Raw genomic sequence first — 21,344 nt, 5'->3', positions numbered from 1 at the left:
AGTCAAATATGGACCTAAGAAACGAGCAGGTCTTTCTCGATTACATCAAAGCCGCGATCGAGAACGATAAATTGCAATTGCCCACGATTCCTGAAGTCGCCCTCAAGGTTCGCCAAGCGATCAACAAGGACAACGCGTCGGATGCCGAGATAGCAAAAACGATTTCGTCCGATCCGGCGCTTTCCGCGCGGCTCCTGCAAATCGCCAACAGTCCGCTCTACAGGGCCAGACAGAAAATCGACAATCTTCAAGCCGCCATCACCCGAATGGGACATAACACCATACGCAGTTTGGTGATGAATTTGGCGATGAAGCAAGTTTTCAAACCCACTTCCCTGTTGTTGGAAAGCCGTTTTCACGACATTTGGCAACACAGTCTCAATGTCGCCGCCGTGAGCCGCGCTTTGGCGTTGCGCGCCCGTCCGCTGGATCCCGACCAAGCCATGCTTGCCGGGCTTGTTCATCAGATCGGTAAACTGCCGATCCTCGCGTTGGCGGAAAAGTTTTCCGAACTATTGGAAGATGATGCGGTGCTGGAAAGCCACCTCGAGAATTTGCACACCCAGATCGGCAAAATCATCATGGAAACTTGGGGGCTCCCGGACAGTTTGAGTCGTGCGGCCTGGGAATATAGGGATTTCGAGAGAGGCGGCAACCCCGCGCCGGATTATGTGGATCTGGTGCAGGTCGCTTATCTGGAAAGCGTGATGGGCACGAAGGCAGCGCCCGATGTCGACCTTTCGGGCGTCCCGGCCTTCACCAAGCTCGGACTCGATCCCGAAATCGAAGTCCTGGAAATCGAAGGCGTCGCCGCCGAAGTCGAAGAAGCACAGCAACTGTTTGCGTAAGCGCAAAGTAGGTCGGCAATCCTTTGCCGACAAACCCGTTTGTCGACCGGCTTTGCGTCGGGAAGGGATTCCCGACCTACATGGCGACACAAGTTCGTAGGCCGGCAATCTTTTGCCGGCGAGTCCGCCATAGCTAGGCGATTCGACTCAAGGCTGATAACGCGGCGCGGACTCCAGCCATTCATGCCATACCGCCATGCCCACGGCCAGAATCACCGGTCCCACGAATAAACCTATGAACCCGAAGCTGGCCAACCCGCCCAAGACTCCGAACATCACGACCACGAACGGAATGCGGGTGGTGCGGCTGATGACCAGGGGGCGGACCAGGTTGTCAATCCAACTCACGACCAAGGTTCCCCAGAGGAACAACACGGCTCCGGCCCAATAGTCTCCGTTCAGCATCAGCCACAGGCTTGCGGAAATCCAGACCGCTACCGTGCCGAAAGGGATCAGCGCGAAAAACGTGGTAAATGCGGCGAGAAGGACCGGCGCCCTGATGCCGACAATCCAGTACCCTATTCCGGCCATGACGCCTTGGGCTATAGCCGTCAGTACAATGCCGTAAACGACCGCCTTGACGGTCACTTCGGTGGTGGAAAGGTACTCGTCGGCGCGTTCGCCCAGAGCCAGCAACAACCCTTGACGCACCTCATAAATCAACCGGTGCCCGTCGCGGTAAACGAAAAACATCAAGAATACGGTGAAGAAAAGCTTCGCGCCCAGGTAGCCGACGCCTTCCAACATGCCCACGACTCTACCGGAAAGTCCGGTCAGCCAAGGCAATACATACCGGCGCATCAAGCCCTGCAAGTCCTCGAATTGATCAAATATGAACTGTAGCTCGGCGCCGAGAATGGGAATCTTGCTTAACCATTCGGGCAACTCCGGTTTCTGGTCCAGCCAGGCGGGGAGTCGCTGGAAAAACTCGACCATTTCGGCCTGAAGAATAATGGTCAGGCCGATAAACGGAATGATCAGCAAGGCGGCCAAAAGCAAAGTCATGGTAAGCGCGCTGAGGCTGCTCCGTCCTTCCAACAAGCGCGTTAGGCGAACGTGGAGAGGCCATGTCGCATAAACCAAGATCACGGCCCAGCCGATCGGCTGCAGGAAAGCGCTCATGACCTGGAAGATCAAGAACACCAGTACGGTCAAAAAGACGCCTAGCGTGATAAAGCGCAGAACTCTGTCGATGGTTAGTCTCCTCGACGTGATAGAGGCGGTTCCTTATCCGTCAAACATGCCTGTTTGGCTGAAGCCATACGCACAAAACGTTACGTCGCGCAAGACTCAAAAAGTCCACGTAGGACAGAATAGCGTACTCGCGTATCCCGCCGTACGGAGACGTTCCATTCGGCGCACTACGCTAACGCTAATGTGCCATACGCAAGCTGTCGGGAATGGATTCTCGACCTACAAACCCTGCCCTCTCTTAGAAAATCTCGTAGGTCGGCAATCCTTTGCCGACACATATGTCTGAATCCATACGAATAAGACACCAACTTGCGCCGCGCTCAAAAAGGTTCTTGATAGCCGCCTTCGCGGCACGATACGCAGAAGCGTTTCATTTCCCCGTCGAGTCGAAGCGCCGTCAACTCCCCTCCCCACAGGCAACCGGTATCGATCCCGTAAACGCCATCGTCGGCATAAAACCCTAACGTCGACCAATGGCCGAAAACGAATTCGGCCCCGGCGCTTTTCCTTCCCGGCACCTTGAACCAAGGCATCAGATGAGACGGTTGCGTCCCGGGACCGCCTTTCTCCTTGAAATCGGTGTGCCCGTAGCGGTCGCAGTAGCGGATGCGCGTAAAACAATTGGTGATGAAACGCAGCCTGTCCCATCCCTGTAAGGTCTCTGTCCAAAGATCGGGCTGATCGCCGTACATATGCCGAAACAGCTCAACGAAATCATCGCCCTGCAAACAGCTTTCCACCTCCTTGGCATAACGTTCTGCATCCTCCGCACTCCACTGGGGCGGCAAACCGGCGTGAATCAAGTAAAATGCTCCGTCTCGAAACAATAACGGACGGCGGCGCAACCAATCGACGAGGATGTCGCGATCGGGAGCGGTGAGGACATCGGAAAACGTGTCCTTGCGCTTTGTCCTCGACACGCCGTGTGCCACGGCGAGAAGATGCAGGTCGTGATTGCCGAGCACGGTAACGGCCCTGTCCCCCAAGGATCGGATAAACCGTAGAGTCTCCAGCGATTGCGGGCCGCGGTTGACCAAATCGCCCGTGAACCAGAGCCGGTCCTCAGCCGGATCGAAACGGATCTGGTCCAGAAGACGTTGAAGCTCGGCGAAGCAACCCTGTACGTCGCCAATTGCGTATATCGCCATCGATCAGTGCAAGGTTCGCGGAATGGCCAGGGTGAACGACGGTATTTCGGCATCGAAATGCTCACCGTCATCGGCAATCATTTGATATTCGCCTCGCATCGTGCCCACCGGCGTTTCGATCATGGCGGCGCTGGTATAGCGAAAGGATTCGCCCGGAGAAAGATGAGGCTGTTCACCCACTACCCCTTCCCCGCGGACTTCCTGTATCTTTCCGTGCGCATCGGTGATGATCCAGTGCCGGGATACCAATTTCGCGGGCACGTCGCCGGCGTTCCGGATGGTGATGGTATAGGCGAACACATAGCGGTTCGTCTCCGGGGAGGATTCGGCTTCCAGATAATCGGTTACGGCGTCGATATCGATACGATACTTGTTGTTCATGGCTTGGACTATGGTTACAGACGATTGTTTTTTTGCCGATAGTTTAAACGGAAGAGAGTTCTTCAAGCACCTTTCGCAACCGCCGACGAGCTGGATCACCATGGAGTCGCGCGGCGCGTTCCGGAGTACTCGGCAATTTTAAAGAATGTCTTTCGGACCAAACCGGTTTTCGCTATGTTAAAAAAAGCCATGCTCGTTCTTGCCCTGCTCGCGTCGACAACCGTTCTGCAAGCGGAAGATCCGAATCAGGCACTGTTCGCCGCGGCCGCATCCGGGCAGCTGGAACGGCTGGATTCGCTGCTCGCCCAGGGCGCGGACGTCAACGGCAAAAACGGCGCCGGCCGCACGCCGCTGATGGCGGCGGCATTTTCGGGCAATGTCCGCGTGATCAGAAAGCTTTTGAGTTTCGGCGCCGATCCCGATGCAGCGGACCAGCGCGGGGTGACCGCGCTCATGGAGGCTGCCGCGCAAGGCTACGAGGATGCCGTCAGGGCGCTGATCGCCGGCGGAGCGGACGTTTCCGCAAAAGAAAATTCAGGACTCACGCTTATCGATCGAGCCAAGAAAAGCGGGCATATGCGGATCGCAGCGATATTGGAACAAGCCGCGATGGTTAAACCCGTCTCGGAAGGCAAAACGGATGACGGAACGTCCGCGAACAAAAACCCGGACAACGTCAAGAAATAACGGACCGAACCTAAGAGGACAGGATCGTGCACATTCATATTTTGGGCATCTGCGGGACATTTATGGGCGGTTTGGCGATCATGGCCAAACAAATGGGCCATCACGTCACCGGCTCCGACCAAAACGTTTATCCCCCCATGAGCACCCAGCTCGAGGAGCAAGGAATCGCGCTCATGAAAGGATACAGCCCGGAGAATCTGGACCCGGCGCCCGACCTGGTCGTGGTAGGCAATGCCATCTCCCGCGGCAATCCGGAAATAGAAGCGGTGCTCAATCGGGGACTCGCCTACACGTCGGGTCCGCAGTGGCTTTATTGCTATGTGCTGAAGAACTCCTGGGTGCTGGCCGTGGCCGGAACGCACGGCAAAACGACCACATCGAGCATGCTCGCCTGGATACTCGAAAGCGCGGGACTCAAGCCCGGCTTTCTGATCGGAGGCGTCCCACTCAATTTCGGCTTGTCCGCGCGTCTGGGCGACGGCCGGTTTTTCATCGTCGAAGCCGACGAGTACGATACCGCTTTTTTCGATAAACGTTCCAAGTTCGTCCATTACCGGCCGCGCACGACGATTCTCAATAACCTGGAATTCGACCACGCCGACATTTTTCCCGACCTCGCCGCAATCCAGCGGCAGTTTCACCACTTGATACGCAGCATTCCGGGAAACGGGCTCATCATCGCTCCGGAGACGGACAAAACCCTGGCCGAAGTCCTGCAAATGGGTTGCTGGACGCCGGTCGAGAAAACGACTTTGGAAGTAAATCCCGAGAACGCCGTTTGGCGTGCTGCTCTGTTGGCACCCGACGGCAGCCAATTCCAGCTTTACCACCAGGGACGGCCCAGCGGTGTCGTGGAATGGAGCCTGACCGGCCGCCACAACGTGATGAACGCGCTTTCCGCCATCGCCGCAGCTCACCATGCCGGCGTAAGCCCCGAAGAGGCCGCGGCCGCGTTGAGCATGTTCAAGAATGTCAGACGCCGACTGGAAGTACGCGCCCGCATCGACGGAATCACCCTTTACGACGATTTCGCCCACCATCCCACCGCCATCGCCACGACGCTCGAAGGCTTGCGCGCGCGTGTCGACAGCGCCCGCATCATCGCCGTGTTGGAACCCAGGTCCAACACCATGCGCATGGGCGTTCACGCCGATACGCTTGCCGATTCCTTGAAGGCTGCCGATCAATCCATCATTTTCCAACCCGAAGACCTCGGTTGGGACGCCGAGCAGGCAATTCAGGGAGCCGAACACATTAGCGTATGCCGCTCGCTGGATTCAATCGTGGAGCGACTGGCGAAAGACGCCCGCCCCGGCGACCATCTGGTTTTCATGAGCAACGGCAGCTTCGGCGGGATTCACAAAAAGGTCGAGGACGCTTTGCGCGCGGCTATGTAATGTACGCACCGCGCGCATTTGCCGCTCAGTGCCAAAACGGCTTGGCCTATCGGAAGTGTAAGGGTAGGAGCCGCAACCGGGTGCGATTCGGATCAATGGTGAGCAACGCACCTTCTTCCAGCTCGGCCGTCATTTGCAACAGGGCATCGCTAACCGGCTTGCCGATTGCGTCCGGGCTGACATCCTCGGCACGAATTTGCACGACGCTGGGTTTCTCGCCGTGGGTTGCCGCAAGAATCGCGCTGAAGTCCAGGTCGTGCGTGAGCACCACGTAGCCGTTGGCCTTGGCGAAGGCCATGATTTCCGCGTCCGGGGCATTGGCTGCGCCGAGTGTAGACCAATGCGCCGCCTCGAAGCCCGCGTCAGCCAATAGGCTAACCCAACGCGGTGACAGATTCATGTCGACCAATAACTTCATGCGTTAGCCAGCGTAATTTCCCGTTCTTCCGCACGCCACGCGGCGTAGCGTAGCGCCTGTAGGATATCCTCGCGTTCGAGGTAGGGATAATCCGAGAGGACCTCTTCGATGCTGTGCCCTGCTCCGATTTGGCCGACGATCATACCGACCGTTACCCGCATGCCACGGATGCACGCCTTGCCGCCCATGACGCCGGGTTGCTGAGTAATGCGGTTTAGTGATTCCATGTTCACCTCCTCATCTTAATTTATTGCGAGACTAGGCTATTGAGACCAAATTTCAAGAACTATTTTCGAACATGAACCTATGCGTTGCGCACGTTCCCCGGCTTAAGGTCATGGCGTAGAATGCTGGTCCAGGATTAAATATGCAGAAATCAGTATTGGAATTTACTCCATGAGAACCACGTTATTGACCCGGCCTATAAATGTAGGCCGGGTCAATCCGGGGCAGGGATGCCCCGGCGCGGCGACAAGCCGCGTGAGCCCAGGCCGGGCGTGTACCGGGCCTGGGCGGCGGCCCGAAATACCAGGAGGGTATTTACGGGCCTGATTAATAGATATCGACGACCGCTTGCTGAGTGAGGCCAATGAACATGTCAGTTTGACTCGTTTGATCGAGGAAGGTCTTTCGATGCGACTGCGCACTTCGCAACGTTCTGGCAAGATGCGCCCGGTATTGCCGGTCTACGCCGGACGGGGTGGATTGCGGCCGACGATACGCGACACATTGATCCAGCGCGCCCTACTCGAGGCGGCAGATGAAGCGGATTCGGCCCAGTGACGCCCGATGTCAATGTCCTTTTGGCCGCCTCTAGGCAGGATCATCCGCACCATCAGTCGGCCCTGGCTTGGCTGGAGATGCCCTAGCCAAAAGCGTCGAAGGGCAATCGTTGGCCATTTTGTCGGTGGTGGCTTCGGGATTCCTGCGCCTAGCCACGCATCCCAAGGTTTTTAGGTTTTTGTGGAGCCTACGCCCCTTGATGCGGCTTTGGCTTTCCTGCGTGCCGTGCTGGATTCGCCAGGGGTGGTCCTACCTTCGTTGGGCGACGAATGGCCAGAGGTCGAGCAATTGTGCGCGCGATACAATCTGACCGGCAATGCGGTCCCGGATGCCTGGATTGCCGCTGCAGCGCAAAGCCATCATTTGCACCCGGTGACTTTCGACAAAGGCTTTAAAGGCTTTCGTAAATTGCTGAAGTCCAGCATGGTGACGGTGCTCAAGGCGTGAGGTATCAAGTACACAAATGCGTTCAATACGTTCCCTGCATGGCTTGTGGGTCGGCAATTCTTGGCCGCCCGGTGCGTTTGTAGGATGGGCTCAGATACGACAAATCAGCAGGACGACCGATTACTAGCCTCATTCCTGACGCTCATCCTTCGGGCCGTGCCTCGCACGTTCCAATCGACCAAAGCCATCTCAGGCTTTGGTCGCAGGGCAAACGTCGTTTACCACATTCGGCTCCCGGCGAATTGGTACGCGGCAAGCAGCGCGAAAAACACCGGACGGGGATTGTGCGGCATGAACCGCACCCGCATGGTTCGCGGTACATGGCTCGTAGATCGGTGATTCTTTGCCGACGACCGTATCTGAGGGCAAATGACCTTAAGGAGCTCTGAACAAGTGGATTCCGTTCATGCCCCTTCGACAGGCTCAGGAGAGCGTTCGACAAGTCTGTCCTGAGCCGACTCGAAGGACTTAATCAGAGCTTCCTTAAGGATCAAGAGCAGCCGTGTAGAGTATGGCACCAGGCTCGCTGCCCCGAACTGGAGGTCCTGGTTACCGTCATAAAAAGTATAAAAAAGGTTCTATAATTATTCTTTTTCTGCTATATCCCCAATATGGCTTTCGAATATGACCAGGACAAAAGCTCTGCTAACAAGCACAAACACGGAATTGATTTCGACGAGGCGCAAACTTTGTGGGACGATCCCGATCTTATCGAAATTCCAGCGAAGACAGTGGACGAACCGCGCTATTTGGTCATAGGCATGATCGGCGGCAAGCATTGGTCAGCGGTCGTCACCTATCGAAACGAGAACATCCGTCTGATTTCCGTCAGGCGCTCCCGGAAAGAAGAGATAGAAATCTATGAAAGCTTCGGATTTTGACGAGAAATTTGATGCAGGCGAGGACGTGACGGCCATGCTCGACCTTGAAAAGGCGCGCCGCCCCGGCCTGGAGCAGAAGCGCGTCAATGTGGATTTTCCCGTCTGGATGGTGCGTTCGCTCGATCGAGAAGCGCATCGGCTAGGTGTGACTCGTCAATCCCTAATCAAGCTCTGGCTAGCGGATAAGTTGCAACACCACTAAGAGCCTACCAGGCCGTTCGCCCTGAGCCTGTCGAAGGGCCTGTCCTGAGCCGAGTCGAAGGGTTTTTGGGACCTACCGGGATAGGCTCTAAGCCGTCGAAGAATAGCCAAATTTGCTTTGAGCCACCGAAAGACTGCCCTGCCTGGTCAATTTGGTACTGGGATTCCTTTGTCACCCCAACCTACGCACTTCCGTCGTTGGGTGACGAATGGCCAGAGGTCGAGCAATTGTGCGTGCGACACAATCTGACCGGCAATGCGGTCCCGGATGCCTGGATTGCCGATGCAGCGCAAAGCCATCATTTGCACCTGGTGACTTTCGACAAAGGCTTTCGTAAATTGCTGAAGTCCAGCATCGTGACGGTGCTCAAAGCATAAGGTATAAGGTACGCATACCCCGTATGGCTCGTAGGTCGGCAATCCTTTGCCGACAAATGTGTTCAAAAGGACACACAATTGTCAGGGGCGAAGTGCAATCATTTGTGATTTTTATATGACAGGGCTATCCCAAAACTGGACGCAATGAAGCCGATTTCCGTCATCATCGTCAACTTTAACGCTGGTCATTTTCTTTCCGACTGCGTGCGCTCGGTGCTTGCATCCACCGTACCGGTCGAAGTAATCGTCGTCGACAACCGGTCCACCGACGACAGCATGGATATTCTGCGCCGTGATTTTCCGGACGAAGATCGGTTGAAAATCATCGAAAATCAGGAAAACCTCGGCTTCGCCAAAGCGAACAATATCGCCCTGCCTGTCGCACAAGGCGACTATCTCCTATTCCTGAATCCGGACTGTCTGATTCGGCCCGACACGCTCTCCAGAATGCTAACCGTGATGGAGCAGCACCCGCAGACCGGAATGGCGGGCTGCCTGATCCTCAACCCGGATGGCAGTGAACAATCCGGCTGCCGGCGCGCCGTTCCGACGCCGTGGCGGACGTTTGTTCGGCTTACTCGGCTGTACAAGTTCTCGAAGTATCATCCAAAACTAAATAGCTTTATCCAGACAGATGTTCCCCTGCCGACCGAACCGGTCGGCATCGAAGCCATTTCCGGCGCGTTCATGCTGGTGCGACGCGGCGCCCTGGAAAAGGTCGGGCCTCTAGACGAAGGCTATTTCATGCATTGCGAGGATTTGGACTGGTGCATGCGATTCCGGCAGGCGGGATTCCAGATTCTTTTCGTACCCGACATCGAAATCCTGCACGTCGGCGGCGTTTGCAGCGCCTCGCGGCCGGCCTTGGTGGAATACTACAAGCACAGAGGGATGGTTCGCTTTTACAGAAAGTTCTTTCGCCATCAATATCCGACCGGTCTCATGTGGCTTGTTATGGCGGGTATCGGTATTCGGTACTTCGTAAGATCGTTGGCAGTCATGATCGGTCCGAAAAAGAAAGACGACATTGCCGACTCCTCGAATATACATCCTGAACCGGTCGAAACGGTCGAACATCCTCTCCCTAACCGGCGGGTAATCGTCACTGGAGCCACCAGCTTAATCGGCGATTTTTTGTTACCCGCTTTGCTTCGAGCCGGTTTCGAGGTTCACGCCATAAGCCGCAAACCGCCGATTCCGGCAACTCATCGGCACATCATCTGGCATCGGCAGGACATCAGTAATGGCGGATTAGCTGACACCTACGGGGCCGAAATATTGATCCATTTAGCCCCTTTATGGACGTTACCGCCTCTATTGGAAGGTCTCGCCGGCGCAGAGATAAAACGCATCATCGCCTTCAGTTCGACCAGCCTCTTTACGAAAGAGAACTCGGGGTACGAACAAGAGCGTGAAATGGTAAGCAAGCTAAAAAAAGCCGAGGAGGACCTTCATGCTTACTGCGCAAAACGGAATATCGATTGGACGATCTTTCGTCCTACGATGGTCTATAGCCTAGGAAGAGACAAAAACGTTACGACTATCGCTAGGTTTATCAAACGGTTCCGGTTTTTTCCCTTGGTCGGAACCGGCGATGGATTACGCCAGCCTGTTCACGCAGAAGATCTAGCACTGGCCTGCCTCAAAACTATAGATAATCCAAGAACATTCAACAAGGCTTACAACTTAAGCGGCGGAGAAATTCTTACCTATCTGGATATGGTAAATCGGATATCCCTGCATCTTGGAACTAAATGTAAGATTGTCCACATACCTCTACCACTTATGAGGTTTTTCCTGGGATGGTTATCCAATCTACCGGGTTATCAAAAAGTCACGCCAGAAGCCGCGAATCGTATAAGTTTGGATATGTGCTTTGACCATTCCGATGCCGCTAAAGATATTAGCTTCAAACCTCGCCGATTTATTTCATAAGCTTCCTTATTTAATTATCAGACTTTTTGTTCGACACCAAATAATATTATGCGTTGTTTATTAAGATATGGTTTACTTTCGTATGCTACGTTTACTAGAATATGGGGCATCGCATTTTTTATAGTTCTGACTATAATTTGAGCTTTTTTACGAAGGACTTAAGTAGTCCCACTCACCCAAGAGCAATGCCATTACGTTAAGTCGTATTTCGTCTTTCCGGCAAGGATTCCCGGAACCCAAAAGCCAAGGATGCCGCCGGCTTACTCAGATCCCTATGCCCTGAATGTCGGCAGCCCAATCGGAAACAGTCGCTTTAACCGCCCCCTTCCCTGCCGGCATGATGGGCCGACTTAACGGCATCGGGGAGTGGGTTGGGGAGATTGGAACAGGCTTGTACCTCCTTTACACACAATAACCTTTAGCGTCGTAAACTCTTTCAAAAACCACTGGCTTCTACACACAAGAACACAAGCGCCAAACGCTGCATTGCCAGGATGATCTATTTCCCACTCCCGCAAAGTCCGTACACAAGCTTCGGCTAGACGCAATCAAAGACAAAACACACACCGATCTGTTAACGTGCGTAGAGAAAGTAAAGCCCTATTCGAATCGCTCTCACCCCACCACTCTTCCAGAGCGAGAGGGGGCACTTGTGGCTTAACTTTCTTAGCTATTAGTAACACTCGAAGCACATTCGCCTGATGCAGAATTTCAGCCTTTCTCCCCGTGAAATGGCCGCCACCCTTTGGCGCAACCAAGATCTCGTCAAAGCACTTGTTAAGCGTGAAGTCATCGGCCGCTATCGCGGTTCTGTTCTTGGCATCCTATGGTCGTTCTTCAATCCAGTATTCATGTTGACCGTCTACACCTTTGTATTCAGCGTCGTATTCAAGGCCCGATGGAGCGGCGGCGGAGATTCAAAAACGGAGTTCGCGCTTATCCTCTTTGCCGGATTGATGGTATTCAATCTTTTTGCCGAATGCGTCAATCGCGCACCGGGTTTGATTCTTTCCAACGTCAACTACGTTAAGAAAGTCGTTTTTCCGTTAGAGATTCTGCCAGTGGTATCCTTCGGGGCGGCTCTGTTTCACACTGCCGTCAGTTTCGGAGTATGGCTATCGTTTTTTCTGCTCTTTTTCGGCCTACCGCCAGTCACAGCCTTGTTGTTGCCAATCGCTCTACTCCCCCTGGCACTACTGACCCTCGGCCTCTCGTGGTTTCTTGCCTCATTGGGCGTTTATCTGCGCGATGTCGGGCAGGTTATCGGCATCGCGACCACCGCACTTTTGTTTTTCAGCCCTATCTTTTATCCGCTTTCTGTGTTGCCACAAAAATACCAAACATTGTTGCTTTTTAATCCCCTCGCCCCGGTGATCGAGCAAGTTAGAGATCTCCTGATTTGGGGAAAAACGCCGGACTGGCCGTTCTTTGGAATTAGTTTTGCGGCCTCGGCCGTCATAGGCTGGCTTGGCTTCGCCTGGTTTCAAAAAACACGGAAAGGATTTGCCGATGTCCTCTGAAATGAACAAAGCTCGCTTGCCTGTCACGACAGAAAGCACTGCATGTGTCGATATGGACGACGAAATCGCCATCCGCATAACCAACCTTAGCAAGTGCTATCACATCTACGACCGCCCCCGAGATCGGCTATTACAGATGTTGATACGCGGGCGCAAGCAGTTTTATCGGGAATTCTGGGCGCTGAAAGACGTTTCGTTTGAAGTCAAAAAAGGCGAGACGGTAGGCATTGTCGGTCGCAACGGCAGCGGCAAGTCTACTTTATTGCAACTCATCTGCGGCACGCTCAATCCTACCAGTGGATCTATCCAGACTGTTGGCCGTATCGCCGCCCTGTTAGAACTCGGTTCAGGATTTAATCCGGAATTCACTGGGCGTGAAAATGTATACATGAATGCTGCCATCCTAGGCCTCTCCAAGGAAGAAACCGGTTCTCGTTATAGCGATATAGCAGCATTTGCCGACATCGGTGAGTTCATTGACCAACCAGTAAAAACCTACTCCAGTGGCATGGTGGTTCGCCTAGCCTTTGCGGTAGCTATCAACGTCGACCCACAGATCCTCATCGTTGACGAAGCTCTTTCTGTGGGAGATGAACTGTTTCAGCGCAAGTGCTTCTCTCGAATTGAGGCCATCAAGCGCAACGGGACAACAATCCTTTTCGTCTCCCACTCAGGTACCACAGTGGTTGAATTATGCGACCGTGCCATTTTGTTGGACAGTGGCGAATTACTGACGAGCGGAACTCCGAAAACGATAATAGGTAAATATCAAAAGCTTTTATATGCGCCTGAGGAGAAACGGGCCGCTATCCGATCCGAGATCAAGAGTTCTTCCTCCTGCTCGCGGCAGGACGCAGCGGATTTCACAGGTTTAAGTTTTGCCCAGTGGGCATCCCATGCGCCTGCCAAAGATGCAAACAAAGTAGAATGGCTTGATCCCAATCTCAAACCTCAAAGCACGATCGTTTACGAGTCTCACGGAGCGGTGATCAAATCCCCAAAGATTCTTAATCTTAAAGGTGAACCTGTAAATTGCCTTCAACGTGGTCAAACCTACTTTTATACCTATCTCGTTTGGTTTGAGTCTGGAGCAACTAATCTGCGTTTTGGCATGCTAATCAAGACTTTATCAGGAATAGAACTTGGTGGCGCCATTTCCGCTTCCAGTATTCAAAATGCTATACCATATGTTGCGCAAAATAGTATTATTCGAGTTAAGTTCCGGTTTCAATGCAATCTCAACCCTGGTAGCTATTTCCTAAATGCAGGTGTTATAGGCACAAGAGGTGAGGAGGAAATATATCTTCACAGACTACTGGATGTCTATATGTTCCGCGTGTTACCTGTTACTAATAATCAAGCTACTGCAATCGTTGATTTTAAATGCACATCTGATGTTTCTCTGGTATCGGATTACACTGCATGAACAATTCAAAACAAGAGCGCATTGTTGTCGTCCTAGGTATGCATCGCAGTGGGACAAGCGCTATAACTCGCTCCCTAGATTTGTTAGGAGTTAACTTGGGAGATAATCTCCATCCACCCGGATTTGATAATCCAAAGGGGTTCTGGGAGGATAAAGATTGCCTCGAAATTAATGAACAATTACTTGCTTACTTTGGTTCAGCGTATGACAAATTGAGTATTCCGTCGAGGGATTCAGAACCAGACTCATTTATAACTGAGTTAAAATCGAAAGCCGTTCGACTTATTACTAGTAGAATTGCTTCTCATAATGGGAAGTGGGGCTTTAAAGATCCGCGCACCTGCAGATTTCTTGGTTTTTGGCGATCTGTGTTTGATGCCTGTGGCTGTGATGTCTATTTCGTAATTGCCTTACGAAACCCTTTAAGTGTAGCTTTATCACTTGAGAAACGGAACCGTATTTCGATTGAAAAGGGTTATTTGCTATGGCTTGAGCATATACTTCCTACAGTTCTCAATACTATAGGATCGCCTCGTCTAGTTATTGATTATGACCTCCTTATGGAGTCTCCCCTCTCACAGGTAGCAAGAATTTCATCGATTCTCGGTTTACCAACAATCGACGAGGATAGTCCCGCGTTTCAGGATTATGCAAATAACTTTTTAGAAAAAGCTCTACGTCATACGACATTTTCCGTCGATGATTTACAACTGGATCGTCGTGCTCCTATAGACGTAGTTACTGCTTATCAAACCCTACTCAAAGCAGCGAAGGATGAGGTTTCTTTGGAGGACAAGGACTTTTTAGATTGCTTTCGAGAATTACGTGCTAGATTTAATACCTTTTCGCCGGTTTTCTTTTACATAAACACTCTGGAAGAACAAAATGCTGCCTTTTATACCCAGGTTACCAGCCTCGATCAAACCGTAGCCGAGCGCGACCAACAGATAATCGAGCGTGCTCAGCAAATTTCCAATCTCAACCAGACGATCGCCGAGCGAGACAACCAGATCGCTACACTTCACCGAGAAAAAGACGCGTTTGAGACTCGTTTGAATCATATTCTTGTTAGCAGATCTTGGCGGCTAACGGAACCTTTTCGGGCTTTACGAAGAGGCCTCACGACTATCCTCGGAAGAGATTTACATTGCGACTTTTTCACTGTCATTCGTCCAGTTTGGCATCGGTTGCCGTTGTCCGTGCCTGTAAAGCAGAAATTCAAGAGTGCATTATTCATAACACTGCCGTTTCTCTTTCGCGGTACGCAAGCTTATCGAAATTGGCAAAACTTTAGCGCACCATTTGTCAATAGCGCAGGCACTTTCTTTCCATTAATGCCGCGAGATAGCTGGTTACCAAACACTAGGAAGGAATACGTACCTCTGCTTAAGGGAAGACCGATCGAGAACAAACCAGTAAAACTGATCTGCTTCTATCTACCACAGTTTCACGCTATTCCGGAGAACGACGCATGGTGGGGGAAGGGTTTTACCGAATGGTCGAATGTCCAACCTGCATTGCCTCAATTTGCGGGGCATTATCAGCCACGCATACCGGACGAATTGGGCTATTACAATTTGCTCGACCCAGCTGTGCAACGGCGGCAGATCGAACTAGCCAAGTTGTACGGAATTGAGGGATTTTGCTTCTATTTCTATTGGTTCGGCGGAAAACGTCTTCTGGAAGCACCAATCAAAAACTACCTGAATGATATCAGCCTCGATCTGCCATTCTGTCTTTGCTGGGCTAACGAAAATTGGAGTCGCCGTTGGGATGGCCTGGACAGCGAAGTCCTTATCGCACAGGAGCATTCCCCTGAAGACGATATCGCGTTCATCCAATATGTCGCCCGGTACATGCGCGATCGCCGATATATTCGTATCGACGGTAAGCCATTGCTTTTGGTGTATCGCCCTAGCCTCCTTCCTTCGGCCAAAGAAACTTCACGTCGGTGGCGACAATGGTGTAGGGACAACGATATCGGCGAGATATACCTCGCCTACACCCAATCCTTCGAAACGATTGATCCAATCAAGTATGGCTTTGATGCTGCGATCGAATTCCCGCCCAATAACTCAGCGCCGCCAAATCTCACTAATAGTGTAACGCCACTAGATAAAAATTTTGGCTGTACTGTCTACGACTGGCGCACGTTCGTAGAACGTAGCGAACACTACAAATCACCCGGGTACAAACTCTTTCGTGGCGTGTGCCCATCCTGGGATAACACGGCTCGGCGAAAAAGCCGTAGCACCGTGTTTTTGAATAGTTCGCCGTCGCTTTATCAGCGTTGGTTAGAAAATGCCATTCGCTGTACACAGCAGTCGTTTACCAATCCGGACGAACAGTTGGTTTTCATCAACGCATGGAACGAATGGGCCGAAGGCGCTTACCTGGAACCAGACGCCCGCTTCGGCTACGCATATCTTCAAGCGACAAGAAATGCATTGACTGGAAGTCAAATGTTTCCCAGAGAAGAGCGTAAAGTCGTATTGGTTACGCACGACGCCTATCCACATGGTGCTCAGCTTCTCGCGCTTAATTTGGCGAGGACATTAAATGAGGAATTTGGATTCCATATCGATGTGGTTTGCTTGGAAGACGGCCCATTAAAATCAGATTTTGCTAGATGGGCGAGAGTGCACGACTTAAATGGGAAAGATCCGCGTGGACAGCAAGCTGTTTCCCTTGCTGAAAGGCTGTACGAGTCTGGTCATCGTTGCGCATTGGTTAATACGACCGTTTCTGGCTATTTTCTCGAGACTCTTGCAAGTAATGGATTTCGATGCGTTGCGCTAATTCATGAGTTGCACGGGGTTCTGAATCAGATGGGCTTACAGGGCCAAGCCAAAACGATAGCCGATCATGCAAGCAAAATTGTATTTCCTGCGTCTGAAGTGGCTGTTTCCTTTAACGCTATAGCGCCGTGCGAATCGGCAAAAGTACATATAAGGCCACAGGGCTTGTATAAGCGCAGGGATAAATCGGTGGATCGATTTACCCATCGGAAACGCCTACGTCAACAACTCGGCTTGCCTGACGACGCCCAAGTCGTTCTGGGTGTCGGCTACGCTGACCATCGCAAAGGCATAGATCTGTTCGTTGATGCCGGATTAGAAATGGCTCCGCGCACACCTAGGGCACGATGGGTATGGCTTGGTCATTGGGAGCAAGGCATGCGTGATCACGTCATCAACAAATTAACCAAATTCCCGGAATTGCAAGATCGCTTTATATTTCCAGGACTCCAAACCGACACGGAGCTTTTTTATGGAGGTGCGGATGTATTCGCACTAACCTCGCGTGAAGATCCGTTTCCGTCGGTAGTGCTTGAAGCGCTGGACGCGTGCCTGCCGGTAGTCGGATTCGAAGGGGCGGGTGGTTTTGTCGGCCTACTTAGTGAAGGTTGCGGAAGACTGGTACCCAAAGAGAATGCGGAAGCCTTTGCCTCGGCGGTAGCGGACTTGTTGGAAAAGTCTGGAGAAAGGGAAAGGCTCGGTCTGCGCGGGGCCGAACTTATCAGTAGGCTTTTCTCGTTTCGGCATTATATATTCGACCTGCTGGATTTTCTGGGGATTGGGTTGGCGCGCGTGTCCGCGATCATACCGAACTATAATTACGCCCGTTATCTGCCGGAGCGTTTGCAAAGCATCGTCAAACAGGATTACCCCATTTACGAAATCATCTTTCTGGATGACTGCTCCACGGACAAAAGTGTTGAAGTGGCGGAGAAGCTGCTTGGCGAATGCGGCATTGACTACAGGATCCTCATCAACGAAGAGAATTCCGGTTCGGTATTCCGCCAATGGCGGAAAGGTGTGGAATTTGCGTCTGGCACCCACATCTGGCTGGCCGAAGCGGATGATAGCTGTGGCGAAAAGCTGATCGACGAGTTGCTCAAAGGGTTCCGAACACCTGGTGTTGTCCTGTCGTACTGCGAAAGCCAGCAGATTGACGAATTAGGCACACTATTGGCCAACAACTATCTCCCGTACTTATCCGATATTGATGCCCGACACTGGCTGACCCCGTTCGTGCTGGACGGTGAGAGCGAGATAGTCGACTTCCTGAGCATCAAGAATACAATTCCCAATGTGAGCGCGGTTTTGTTTAGTAGAAGCGCCCTCAAATCTGTGCTGGAAAATAGCTTCGACGAAATTTGTTCTTATCGCATCGCGGGCGACTGGCTTGTCTATGTGTTACTTCTCGCCAGCGGCAGAGTTGCATTCTCACCGATACCCTTGAACAAACACCGCCGACATAGCCAAGGTGTGACAATCAGCAATATCAATAAATCTCATCTGGAAGAAATTCGTCGCATGCAGAATTACATCGCCGAACGTTACGACGTGGCTGCAGCAAAGCAGAATCAAGCCAAGCGGTATATTGAATCGCTGCAAGAAGATCACGGTATTACCGTAAATTGATTAGACAGCGACTTTGACGACTTATTAGTATTAGTAATAGGCGGCACTGATTACATTCGGCTCCCATATGGTCAAATTGCTCCTAAAACACTGGAAGGATGTCGTCGTGCTCGACGACCTCTCATCCGGTTATAGTGACGCGGTGATGGCTAATAAATTCGTACTCGGCAACATGGGCGATGAAGCCTCGCTGGATCTAGTGTCCACGAGCGGAGACTTTGATATGGTCATACATTTCGCCTCGTTTGCTCAAATAAGCGAATCGGCGAAAAAGTCCGACATCTTATTACCAAAACAATGTATCCAACACCATCACCTTGTTGAACTCCGTAGCACGTAAAGGGGCGCCGTACCTCGTTTTTTCGGCCACTGCTGGTGTTTATGGCAATCCCAGTATTTGCCACTAGATGAGGCAGGCTTATTTCCCCAATCAATCTTTACGGCTTGCCGAACCGGCGCCACCATATAAAAATATAGACAACATAAAACCGATCAAGAAGAGATAAATAATGATTTCACAAGCTAATTGGTTTGATTTGGTATGTAAAAGCTACTTACAACCCCCCGTCCTATTCAACAACATGGAGCTGCCTGGTTTTCCATCAGACAAGATACAATCGAATACAACCGGACAGGCTGGAGTTAATACGCTCAAGGAGGCATTTATCTTTTATCAGGATTGCATTGAAACATTCGAAATTTTGGGCAAGCCTATTACTGGAAATAACAAATTGCTCGATTTTGGTGTCGGTTGGGGTCGCATTGCTCGCTTTTTTTTGCGCGAGCTACCACTCTCTAACATCTATGGTGTGGATGTTATGAGGGAATTCATCGATATCTGTAAAGAAACATTTAGAAGCAATAATTTTGATGTAACAACTCCATTCCCGCCAACGGCGCTGCATGAAAATTCGTTCGACTATGTCGTTGGATATTCTGTTTTTTCTCATTTGTCTGAAAAGGCATGTAAAGAATGGATGCATGAGTTTTACCGAATTACTAAGCCCGGCGCGCTATTAGCACTTACCACGAGAGGTCGCTCATTTTTTGACTATTGTGAATCTCTGCGAGGCAAAGGCCTCGGCGCCTATTCAGATGCCCTCTCAATGATGTTTACTGACTTTAGTCACGCCCGAGCGCGTTACGACAGAGGTGAGTTCGTGCACTCAAACGCCAATGGTGTCACCGGTGGAGGCGCCATGAATTCAGACTTCTACGGAGAAACTTTTATACCCGAGCACTATGCCAGGAACGCATACACAGATATTTTCACCCTTGAAAGGTTTCTCTTCGATCCGTCACGGCAATCACACCCAATAATGTTCTTCAGAAGGAAGTGAATTAGAAATCTACGTATAGGCTTTCCTGCATAGGCAACTGTGCATATGCAAACAGAAGGGCTGTTGTATTTATTTGCTTCCGATTAAATTGCCGTTAGGATAAAAATATTCATGAATGCTGACGTGGGGGCCGTCAAATTAGAGATACGCCCGAGACTAGATGGAGTTGAATCCCTACGGGCTATTGCCGCAATGATGATTATCCTTTACCACATGGTCCTCTTGCCAAATCCCAATATTCCAGTCCCTAGTTATCTGCTTGTCATAAAGGAGAGGTTTGGCCTTGGTGTACCACTATTTTATGCTTTAAGTGGTTTTGTGCTTGCCTATGGCTACATGGATAAGCTTGGAGATCGTCTGTCTATTGCTAAATTCTACATCCGCAGATACTTTCGAATAGCGCCGTTATTTTATTTCATGATCGTTGTTTGGATGGTAGTGACAAAAATGAAGTGGGGGTACCTACCGGCTACACTTCATGATCTTACGCTGAACTTTTTGCTGCTTTTCGGACTGGTTCCTGGCAAACATGAAAGTATCGTATGGGCAGGGTGGTCAATAGGCGTTGAAATTATTTTTTATCTATTTTTTCCTCTTGTGGCTTCAATCATAAATAGCCTGCGAATAGGTATCCTGGTGGTGGCAATTGCGATACTGGTCTCTTCATCATTCTATTCGGCGGCATCAACAATAAATATTGGATCGTATTCTTATTTAAATATAATAACCCATTTGCCAACATTTCTCTCTGGTGTCCTTGGTTATTTAATTTGGCACAAAACAGGCTTTATACAGAATAAAGTCATAGGGGGGGGCATAATGTTAGTGGCGTTGGTAAGCGCTCTTTGCGTCATATACCTGCCTGCTACATATGGCGTGCTTAGTGCTATCAAGGGTGTACGTTTGGACCTCTATGTCTGGAGCATCATTTTTATGATGCTAATCCTTTCAGTCTGTATTTGGCCGAACAAATTAGTCACAAATGCGACAACAACTACCCTTGGGAAAATAAGCTTTAGTCTCTACTTATGGCATCCATTAATTGTTATTACCTTGCTGGATGTTTATTTACTAATCGGGTTGCGTCTCGGAGGTGGCTTGAAAAACTTTTTGGCTTGCGCATCAGTAACGCTTGGGGCCGTAACCTTGGTTGCATTTATCTCGTATCGTTTCATCGAAATGCCTGGTATGGCCTATGGGAAAAAGATTACCAACTCGCTCTGACAGCGTATACGTCTTTATTTTGGCCCTTGTTCTCGCAACGTGGTTTTCGCCTAGCCAAGTGCCTGTCATTGCAAAGCCGCATAACGACGAAAAAGTGGTTCAAAAGGCCGTTTCTATTTCCCCCGAAACCCTGAGAGTTAGTTCTTTGCGTCCTGGTGGTGAATGCAATATTGAGTACATTAACGGCGCGCAAATGTCTGACGTTGTACACAGCGTTAAGAAAGGCCAACATGTCGAAATCTCCGGTTGGGGGATCGATAAGGAAAAATTGCGAATCCCGGATCGGGTCGTTGCCCATCTGAAAAGCGAGGCAGGCGTGGACTATTACTACCTAGCTACAGCAGGATTACCTAGACCTGACGTCGTCGACTATTTCAATCTCCCACTAACCCTCATCAACTCGGGCTTCGTTCTCGACTTATCCGAAACAGAAATACAGCCGGGTTTCTACTCGGTTAGTTTAATTTTGTTATTTGGCGATTTTGACCAAAGATGTGATAACAGAAGAAAACTCCATATCTACTAGATTCGCAAAATCAAAAAAACAAGTGGTCAGGGCAAATCTTCTCATTACGGCAGCAGTTGTTTTAGTATTTGTCGCGTTCTTGTTGGCGATAACTCGAGAATCAGGAGCAAAGCCCCTGGGCTCATTGCCCACCAGCGATATAGACATCGTTAGCAGCCCATGTATCTCATTATCGAGATACCC

22 protein-coding genes are annotated in these 21,344 nt (G+C 51.0%); 17 read left to right on the top strand and 5 right to left on the bottom strand.

All coding sequences use genetic code 11. The annotated features are described in order from the left end of the window. Nucleotides 1-8: 8 nt before the first annotated feature. Complete coding sequence (locus ACWJJK_RS11340; protein WP_156881186.1) at nt 9-848, top strand: HDOD domain-containing protein; 840 nt, start codon at nt 9-11, stop codon at nt 846-848. Nucleotides 849-995: 147 nt separating this feature from the next. On the opposite strand, the gene ACWJJK_RS11335 is transcribed toward ACWJJK_RS11340, so the two are convergent. The 3 genes from ACWJJK_RS11335 to apaG all read right to left on the bottom strand — a co-directional run bounded on the left by ACWJJK_RS11335 (nt 996) and on the right by apaG (nt 3,571). Beyond that, nucleotides 996-2,003, bottom strand: coding sequence for an AI-2E family transporter (locus ACWJJK_RS11335; protein WP_139841112.1), 1,008 nt, complete (start codon nt 2,001-2,003; stop codon nt 996-998). Between the two features lie 359 nt (nt 2,004-2,362). Continuing rightward, nucleotides 2,363-3,190 (bottom strand): symmetrical bis(5'-nucleosyl)-tetraphosphatase, encoded by an 828-nt coding sequence (locus ACWJJK_RS11330; RefSeq protein ID WP_454129027.1) that lies wholly within the window; start codon nt 3,188-3,190, stop codon nt 2,363-2,365. A gap of 3 nt (nt 3,191-3,193) precedes the next feature. Then, nucleotides 3,194-3,571, bottom strand: coding sequence for a Co2+/Mg2+ efflux protein ApaG (gene apaG, locus ACWJJK_RS11325; RefSeq protein WP_077732294.1), 378 nt, complete (start codon nt 3,569-3,571; stop codon nt 3,194-3,196). A gap of 174 nt (nt 3,572-3,745) precedes the next feature. Between apaG and ACWJJK_RS11320 the strand changes: the two genes are divergently transcribed. Beyond that, nucleotides 3,746-4,258, top strand: coding sequence for an ankyrin repeat domain-containing protein (locus ACWJJK_RS11320; protein ID WP_077732293.1), 513 nt, complete (start codon nt 3,746-3,748; stop codon nt 4,256-4,258). A gap of 26 nt (nt 4,259-4,284) precedes the next feature. Further along, nucleotides 4,285-5,655, top strand: a complete 1,371-nt coding sequence (gene mpl, locus ACWJJK_RS11315; RefSeq protein WP_077732292.1) for a UDP-N-acetylmuramate:L-alanyl-gamma-D-glutamyl-meso-diaminopimelate ligase — start codon at nt 4,285-4,287, stop codon at nt 5,653-5,655. Nucleotides 5,656-5,701: 46 nt separating this feature from the next. On the opposite strand, the gene ACWJJK_RS11310 is transcribed toward mpl, so the two are convergent. Together ACWJJK_RS11310 and ACWJJK_RS11305 are read right to left on the bottom strand one after the other, a co-directional pair. Next, nucleotides 5,702-6,073 (bottom strand): DUF5615 family PIN-like protein, encoded by a 372-nt coding sequence (locus tag ACWJJK_RS11310; RefSeq protein WP_210023944.1) that lies wholly within the window; start codon nt 6,071-6,073, stop codon nt 5,702-5,704. Further along, the gene (locus ACWJJK_RS11305; protein ID WP_210023943.1) at nt 6,070-6,300 is read right to left on the bottom strand and encodes a DUF433 domain-containing protein; all 231 of its coding nucleotides are present in this window, start codon (nt 6,298-6,300) and stop codon (nt 6,070-6,072) included. Before ACWJJK_RS11305 ends, ACWJJK_RS11310 begins: the two co-directional genes overlap by 4 nt. A gap of 406 nt (nt 6,301-6,706) precedes the next feature. Here ACWJJK_RS11305 and ACWJJK_RS11300 point away from each other — a divergent pair, with 406 nt between their 5' ends. The 14 genes from ACWJJK_RS11300 (at nt 6,707) to ACWJJK_RS11235 (ending at nt 21,161) form a co-directional block, all read left to right on the top strand. Then, complete coding sequence (locus tag ACWJJK_RS11300) at nt 6,707-6,856, top strand: hypothetical protein (RefSeq protein ID WP_205781105.1); 150 nt, start codon at nt 6,707-6,709, stop codon at nt 6,854-6,856. A gap of 180 nt (nt 6,857-7,036) precedes the next feature. Continuing rightward, nucleotides 7,037-7,303, top strand: coding sequence for a PIN domain-containing protein (locus ACWJJK_RS11295; RefSeq protein WP_210023942.1), 267 nt, complete (start codon nt 7,037-7,039; stop codon nt 7,301-7,303). A gap of 611 nt (nt 7,304-7,914) precedes the next feature. Then, nucleotides 7,915-8,184, top strand: coding sequence for a BrnT family toxin (locus ACWJJK_RS11290; RefSeq protein WP_086134743.1), 270 nt, complete (start codon nt 7,915-7,917; stop codon nt 8,182-8,184). Continuing rightward, nucleotides 8,165-8,386, top strand: a complete 222-nt coding sequence (brnA, locus tag ACWJJK_RS11285; RefSeq protein ID WP_077732287.1) for a type II toxin-antitoxin system BrnA family antitoxin — start codon at nt 8,165-8,167, stop codon at nt 8,384-8,386. The genes ACWJJK_RS11290 and brnA overlap by 20 nt, the downstream gene beginning before the upstream one ends. 233 nt (nt 8,387-8,619) lie before the next feature. Next, a complete protein-coding gene (locus ACWJJK_RS11280) occupies nt 8,620-8,763 on the top strand; it encodes a PIN domain-containing protein (protein ID WP_139841197.1) in 144 nt (47 codons plus the stop codon). Between the two features lie 144 nt (nt 8,764-8,907). Further along, nucleotides 8,908-10,698, top strand: a complete 1,791-nt coding sequence (locus ACWJJK_RS11275; protein WP_454129026.1) for a glycosyltransferase — start codon at nt 8,908-8,910, stop codon at nt 10,696-10,698. Between the two features lie 701 nt (nt 10,699-11,399). Next, nucleotides 11,400-12,218, top strand: a complete 819-nt coding sequence (locus ACWJJK_RS11270; RefSeq protein ID WP_454129025.1) for an ABC transporter permease — start codon at nt 11,400-11,402, stop codon at nt 12,216-12,218. Continuing rightward, complete coding sequence (locus ACWJJK_RS11265; RefSeq protein ID WP_454129024.1) at nt 12,208-13,644, top strand: ABC transporter ATP-binding protein; 1,437 nt, start codon at nt 12,208-12,210, stop codon at nt 13,642-13,644. The genes ACWJJK_RS11270 and ACWJJK_RS11265 overlap by 11 nt, the downstream gene beginning before the upstream one ends. After that, nucleotides 13,641-18,071, top strand: coding sequence for a glycoside hydrolase family 99-like domain-containing protein (locus tag ACWJJK_RS11260; RefSeq protein WP_454129023.1), 4,431 nt, complete (start codon nt 13,641-13,643; stop codon nt 18,069-18,071). The genes ACWJJK_RS11265 and ACWJJK_RS11260 overlap by 4 nt, the downstream gene beginning before the upstream one ends. 67 nt (nt 18,072-18,138) lie before the next feature. Next, a complete protein-coding gene (locus ACWJJK_RS11255) occupies nt 18,139-18,411 on the top strand; it encodes a Rossmann-fold NAD(P)-binding domain-containing protein (RefSeq protein WP_086133370.1) in 273 nt (90 codons plus the stop codon). Further along, nucleotides 18,389-18,478 (top strand): hypothetical protein, encoded by a 90-nt coding sequence (locus ACWJJK_RS11250; RefSeq protein WP_454129022.1) that lies wholly within the window; start codon nt 18,389-18,391, stop codon nt 18,476-18,478. Before ACWJJK_RS11255 ends, ACWJJK_RS11250 begins: the two co-directional genes overlap by 23 nt. A 102-nt stretch (nt 18,479-18,580) precedes the next feature. Next, entirely contained in the window at nt 18,581-19,411 is an 831-nt protein-coding gene (locus tag ACWJJK_RS11245) for a class I SAM-dependent methyltransferase (protein WP_454129021.1), read from the top strand. A gap of 111 nt (nt 19,412-19,522) precedes the next feature. Continuing rightward, nucleotides 19,523-20,635 carry an acyltransferase family protein gene (locus ACWJJK_RS11240; protein WP_086133372.1) on the top strand — a complete coding sequence of 371 codons (1,113 nt, stop codon included), beginning with the start codon at nt 19,523-19,525 and terminating at the stop codon, nt 20,633-20,635. Then, nucleotides 20,607-21,161 (top strand): hypothetical protein, encoded by a 555-nt coding sequence (locus ACWJJK_RS11235; RefSeq protein ID WP_454129020.1) that lies wholly within the window; start codon nt 20,607-20,609, stop codon nt 21,159-21,161. Before ACWJJK_RS11240 ends, ACWJJK_RS11235 begins: the two co-directional genes overlap by 29 nt. The last annotated feature ends 183 nt before the right edge of the window (nt 21,162-21,344 follow it).

This window comes from Methylocaldum gracile, from assembly GCF_053646815.1.
Note: the sequence above shows the minus strand (reverse complement) of the source record. Positions and strands in the feature narration are given on the sequence as shown.

Coding starts and splice junctions, on each gene's coding strand:
- ACWJJK_RS11275 (WP_454129026.1), top strand. CDS start 8,908: ATGAAGCCGATTTCCGTCATCATCGTCAACTTTAACGCTGGTCATTTT.
- ACWJJK_RS11260 (WP_454129023.1), top strand. CDS start 13,641: ATGAACAATTCAAAACAAGAGCGCATTGTTGTCGTCCTAGGTATGCAT.
- ACWJJK_RS11290 (WP_086134743.1), top strand. CDS start 7,915: ATGGCTTTCGAATATGACCAGGACAAAAGCTCTGCTAACAAGCACAAA.
- ACWJJK_RS11340 (WP_156881186.1), top strand. CDS start 9: ATGGACCTAAGAAACGAGCAGGTCTTTCTCGATTACATCAAAGCCGCG.
- ACWJJK_RS11245 (WP_454129021.1), top strand. CDS start 18,581: ATGATTTCACAAGCTAATTGGTTTGATTTGGTATGTAAAAGCTACTTA.
- apaG (WP_077732294.1), bottom strand. CDS start 3,571: ATGAACAACAAGTATCGTATCGATATCGACGCCGTAACCGATTATCTG.
- ACWJJK_RS11255 (WP_086133370.1), top strand. CDS start 18,139: ATGGTCAAATTGCTCCTAAAACACTGGAAGGATGTCGTCGTGCTCGAC.
- ACWJJK_RS11300 (WP_205781105.1), top strand. CDS start 6,707: ATGCGACTGCGCACTTCGCAACGTTCTGGCAAGATGCGCCCGGTATTG.
- ACWJJK_RS11310 (WP_210023944.1), bottom strand. CDS start 6,073: ATGAAGTTATTGGTCGACATGAATCTGTCACCGCGTTGGGTTAGCCTA.
- ACWJJK_RS11320 (WP_077732293.1), top strand. CDS start 3,746: ATGTTAAAAAAAGCCATGCTCGTTCTTGCCCTGCTCGCGTCGACAACC.
- ACWJJK_RS11240 (WP_086133372.1), top strand. CDS start 19,523: ATGAATGCTGACGTGGGGGCCGTCAAATTAGAGATACGCCCGAGACTA.
- ACWJJK_RS11305 (WP_210023943.1), bottom strand. CDS start 6,300: ATGGAATCACTAAACCGCATTACTCAGCAACCCGGCGTCATGGGCGGC.
- brnA (WP_077732287.1), top strand. CDS start 8,165: ATGAAAGCTTCGGATTTTGACGAGAAATTTGATGCAGGCGAGGACGTG.
- ACWJJK_RS11265 (WP_454129024.1), top strand. CDS start 12,208: ATGTCCTCTGAAATGAACAAAGCTCGCTTGCCTGTCACGACAGAAAGC.
- ACWJJK_RS11330 (WP_454129027.1), bottom strand. CDS start 3,190: ATGGCGATATACGCAATTGGCGACGTACAGGGTTGCTTCGCCGAGCTT.
- ACWJJK_RS11270 (WP_454129025.1), top strand. CDS start 11,400: ATGCAGAATTTCAGCCTTTCTCCCCGTGAAATGGCCGCCACCCTTTGG.
- ACWJJK_RS11235 (WP_454129020.1), top strand. CDS start 20,607: ATGGGAAAAAGATTACCAACTCGCTCTGACAGCGTATACGTCTTTATT.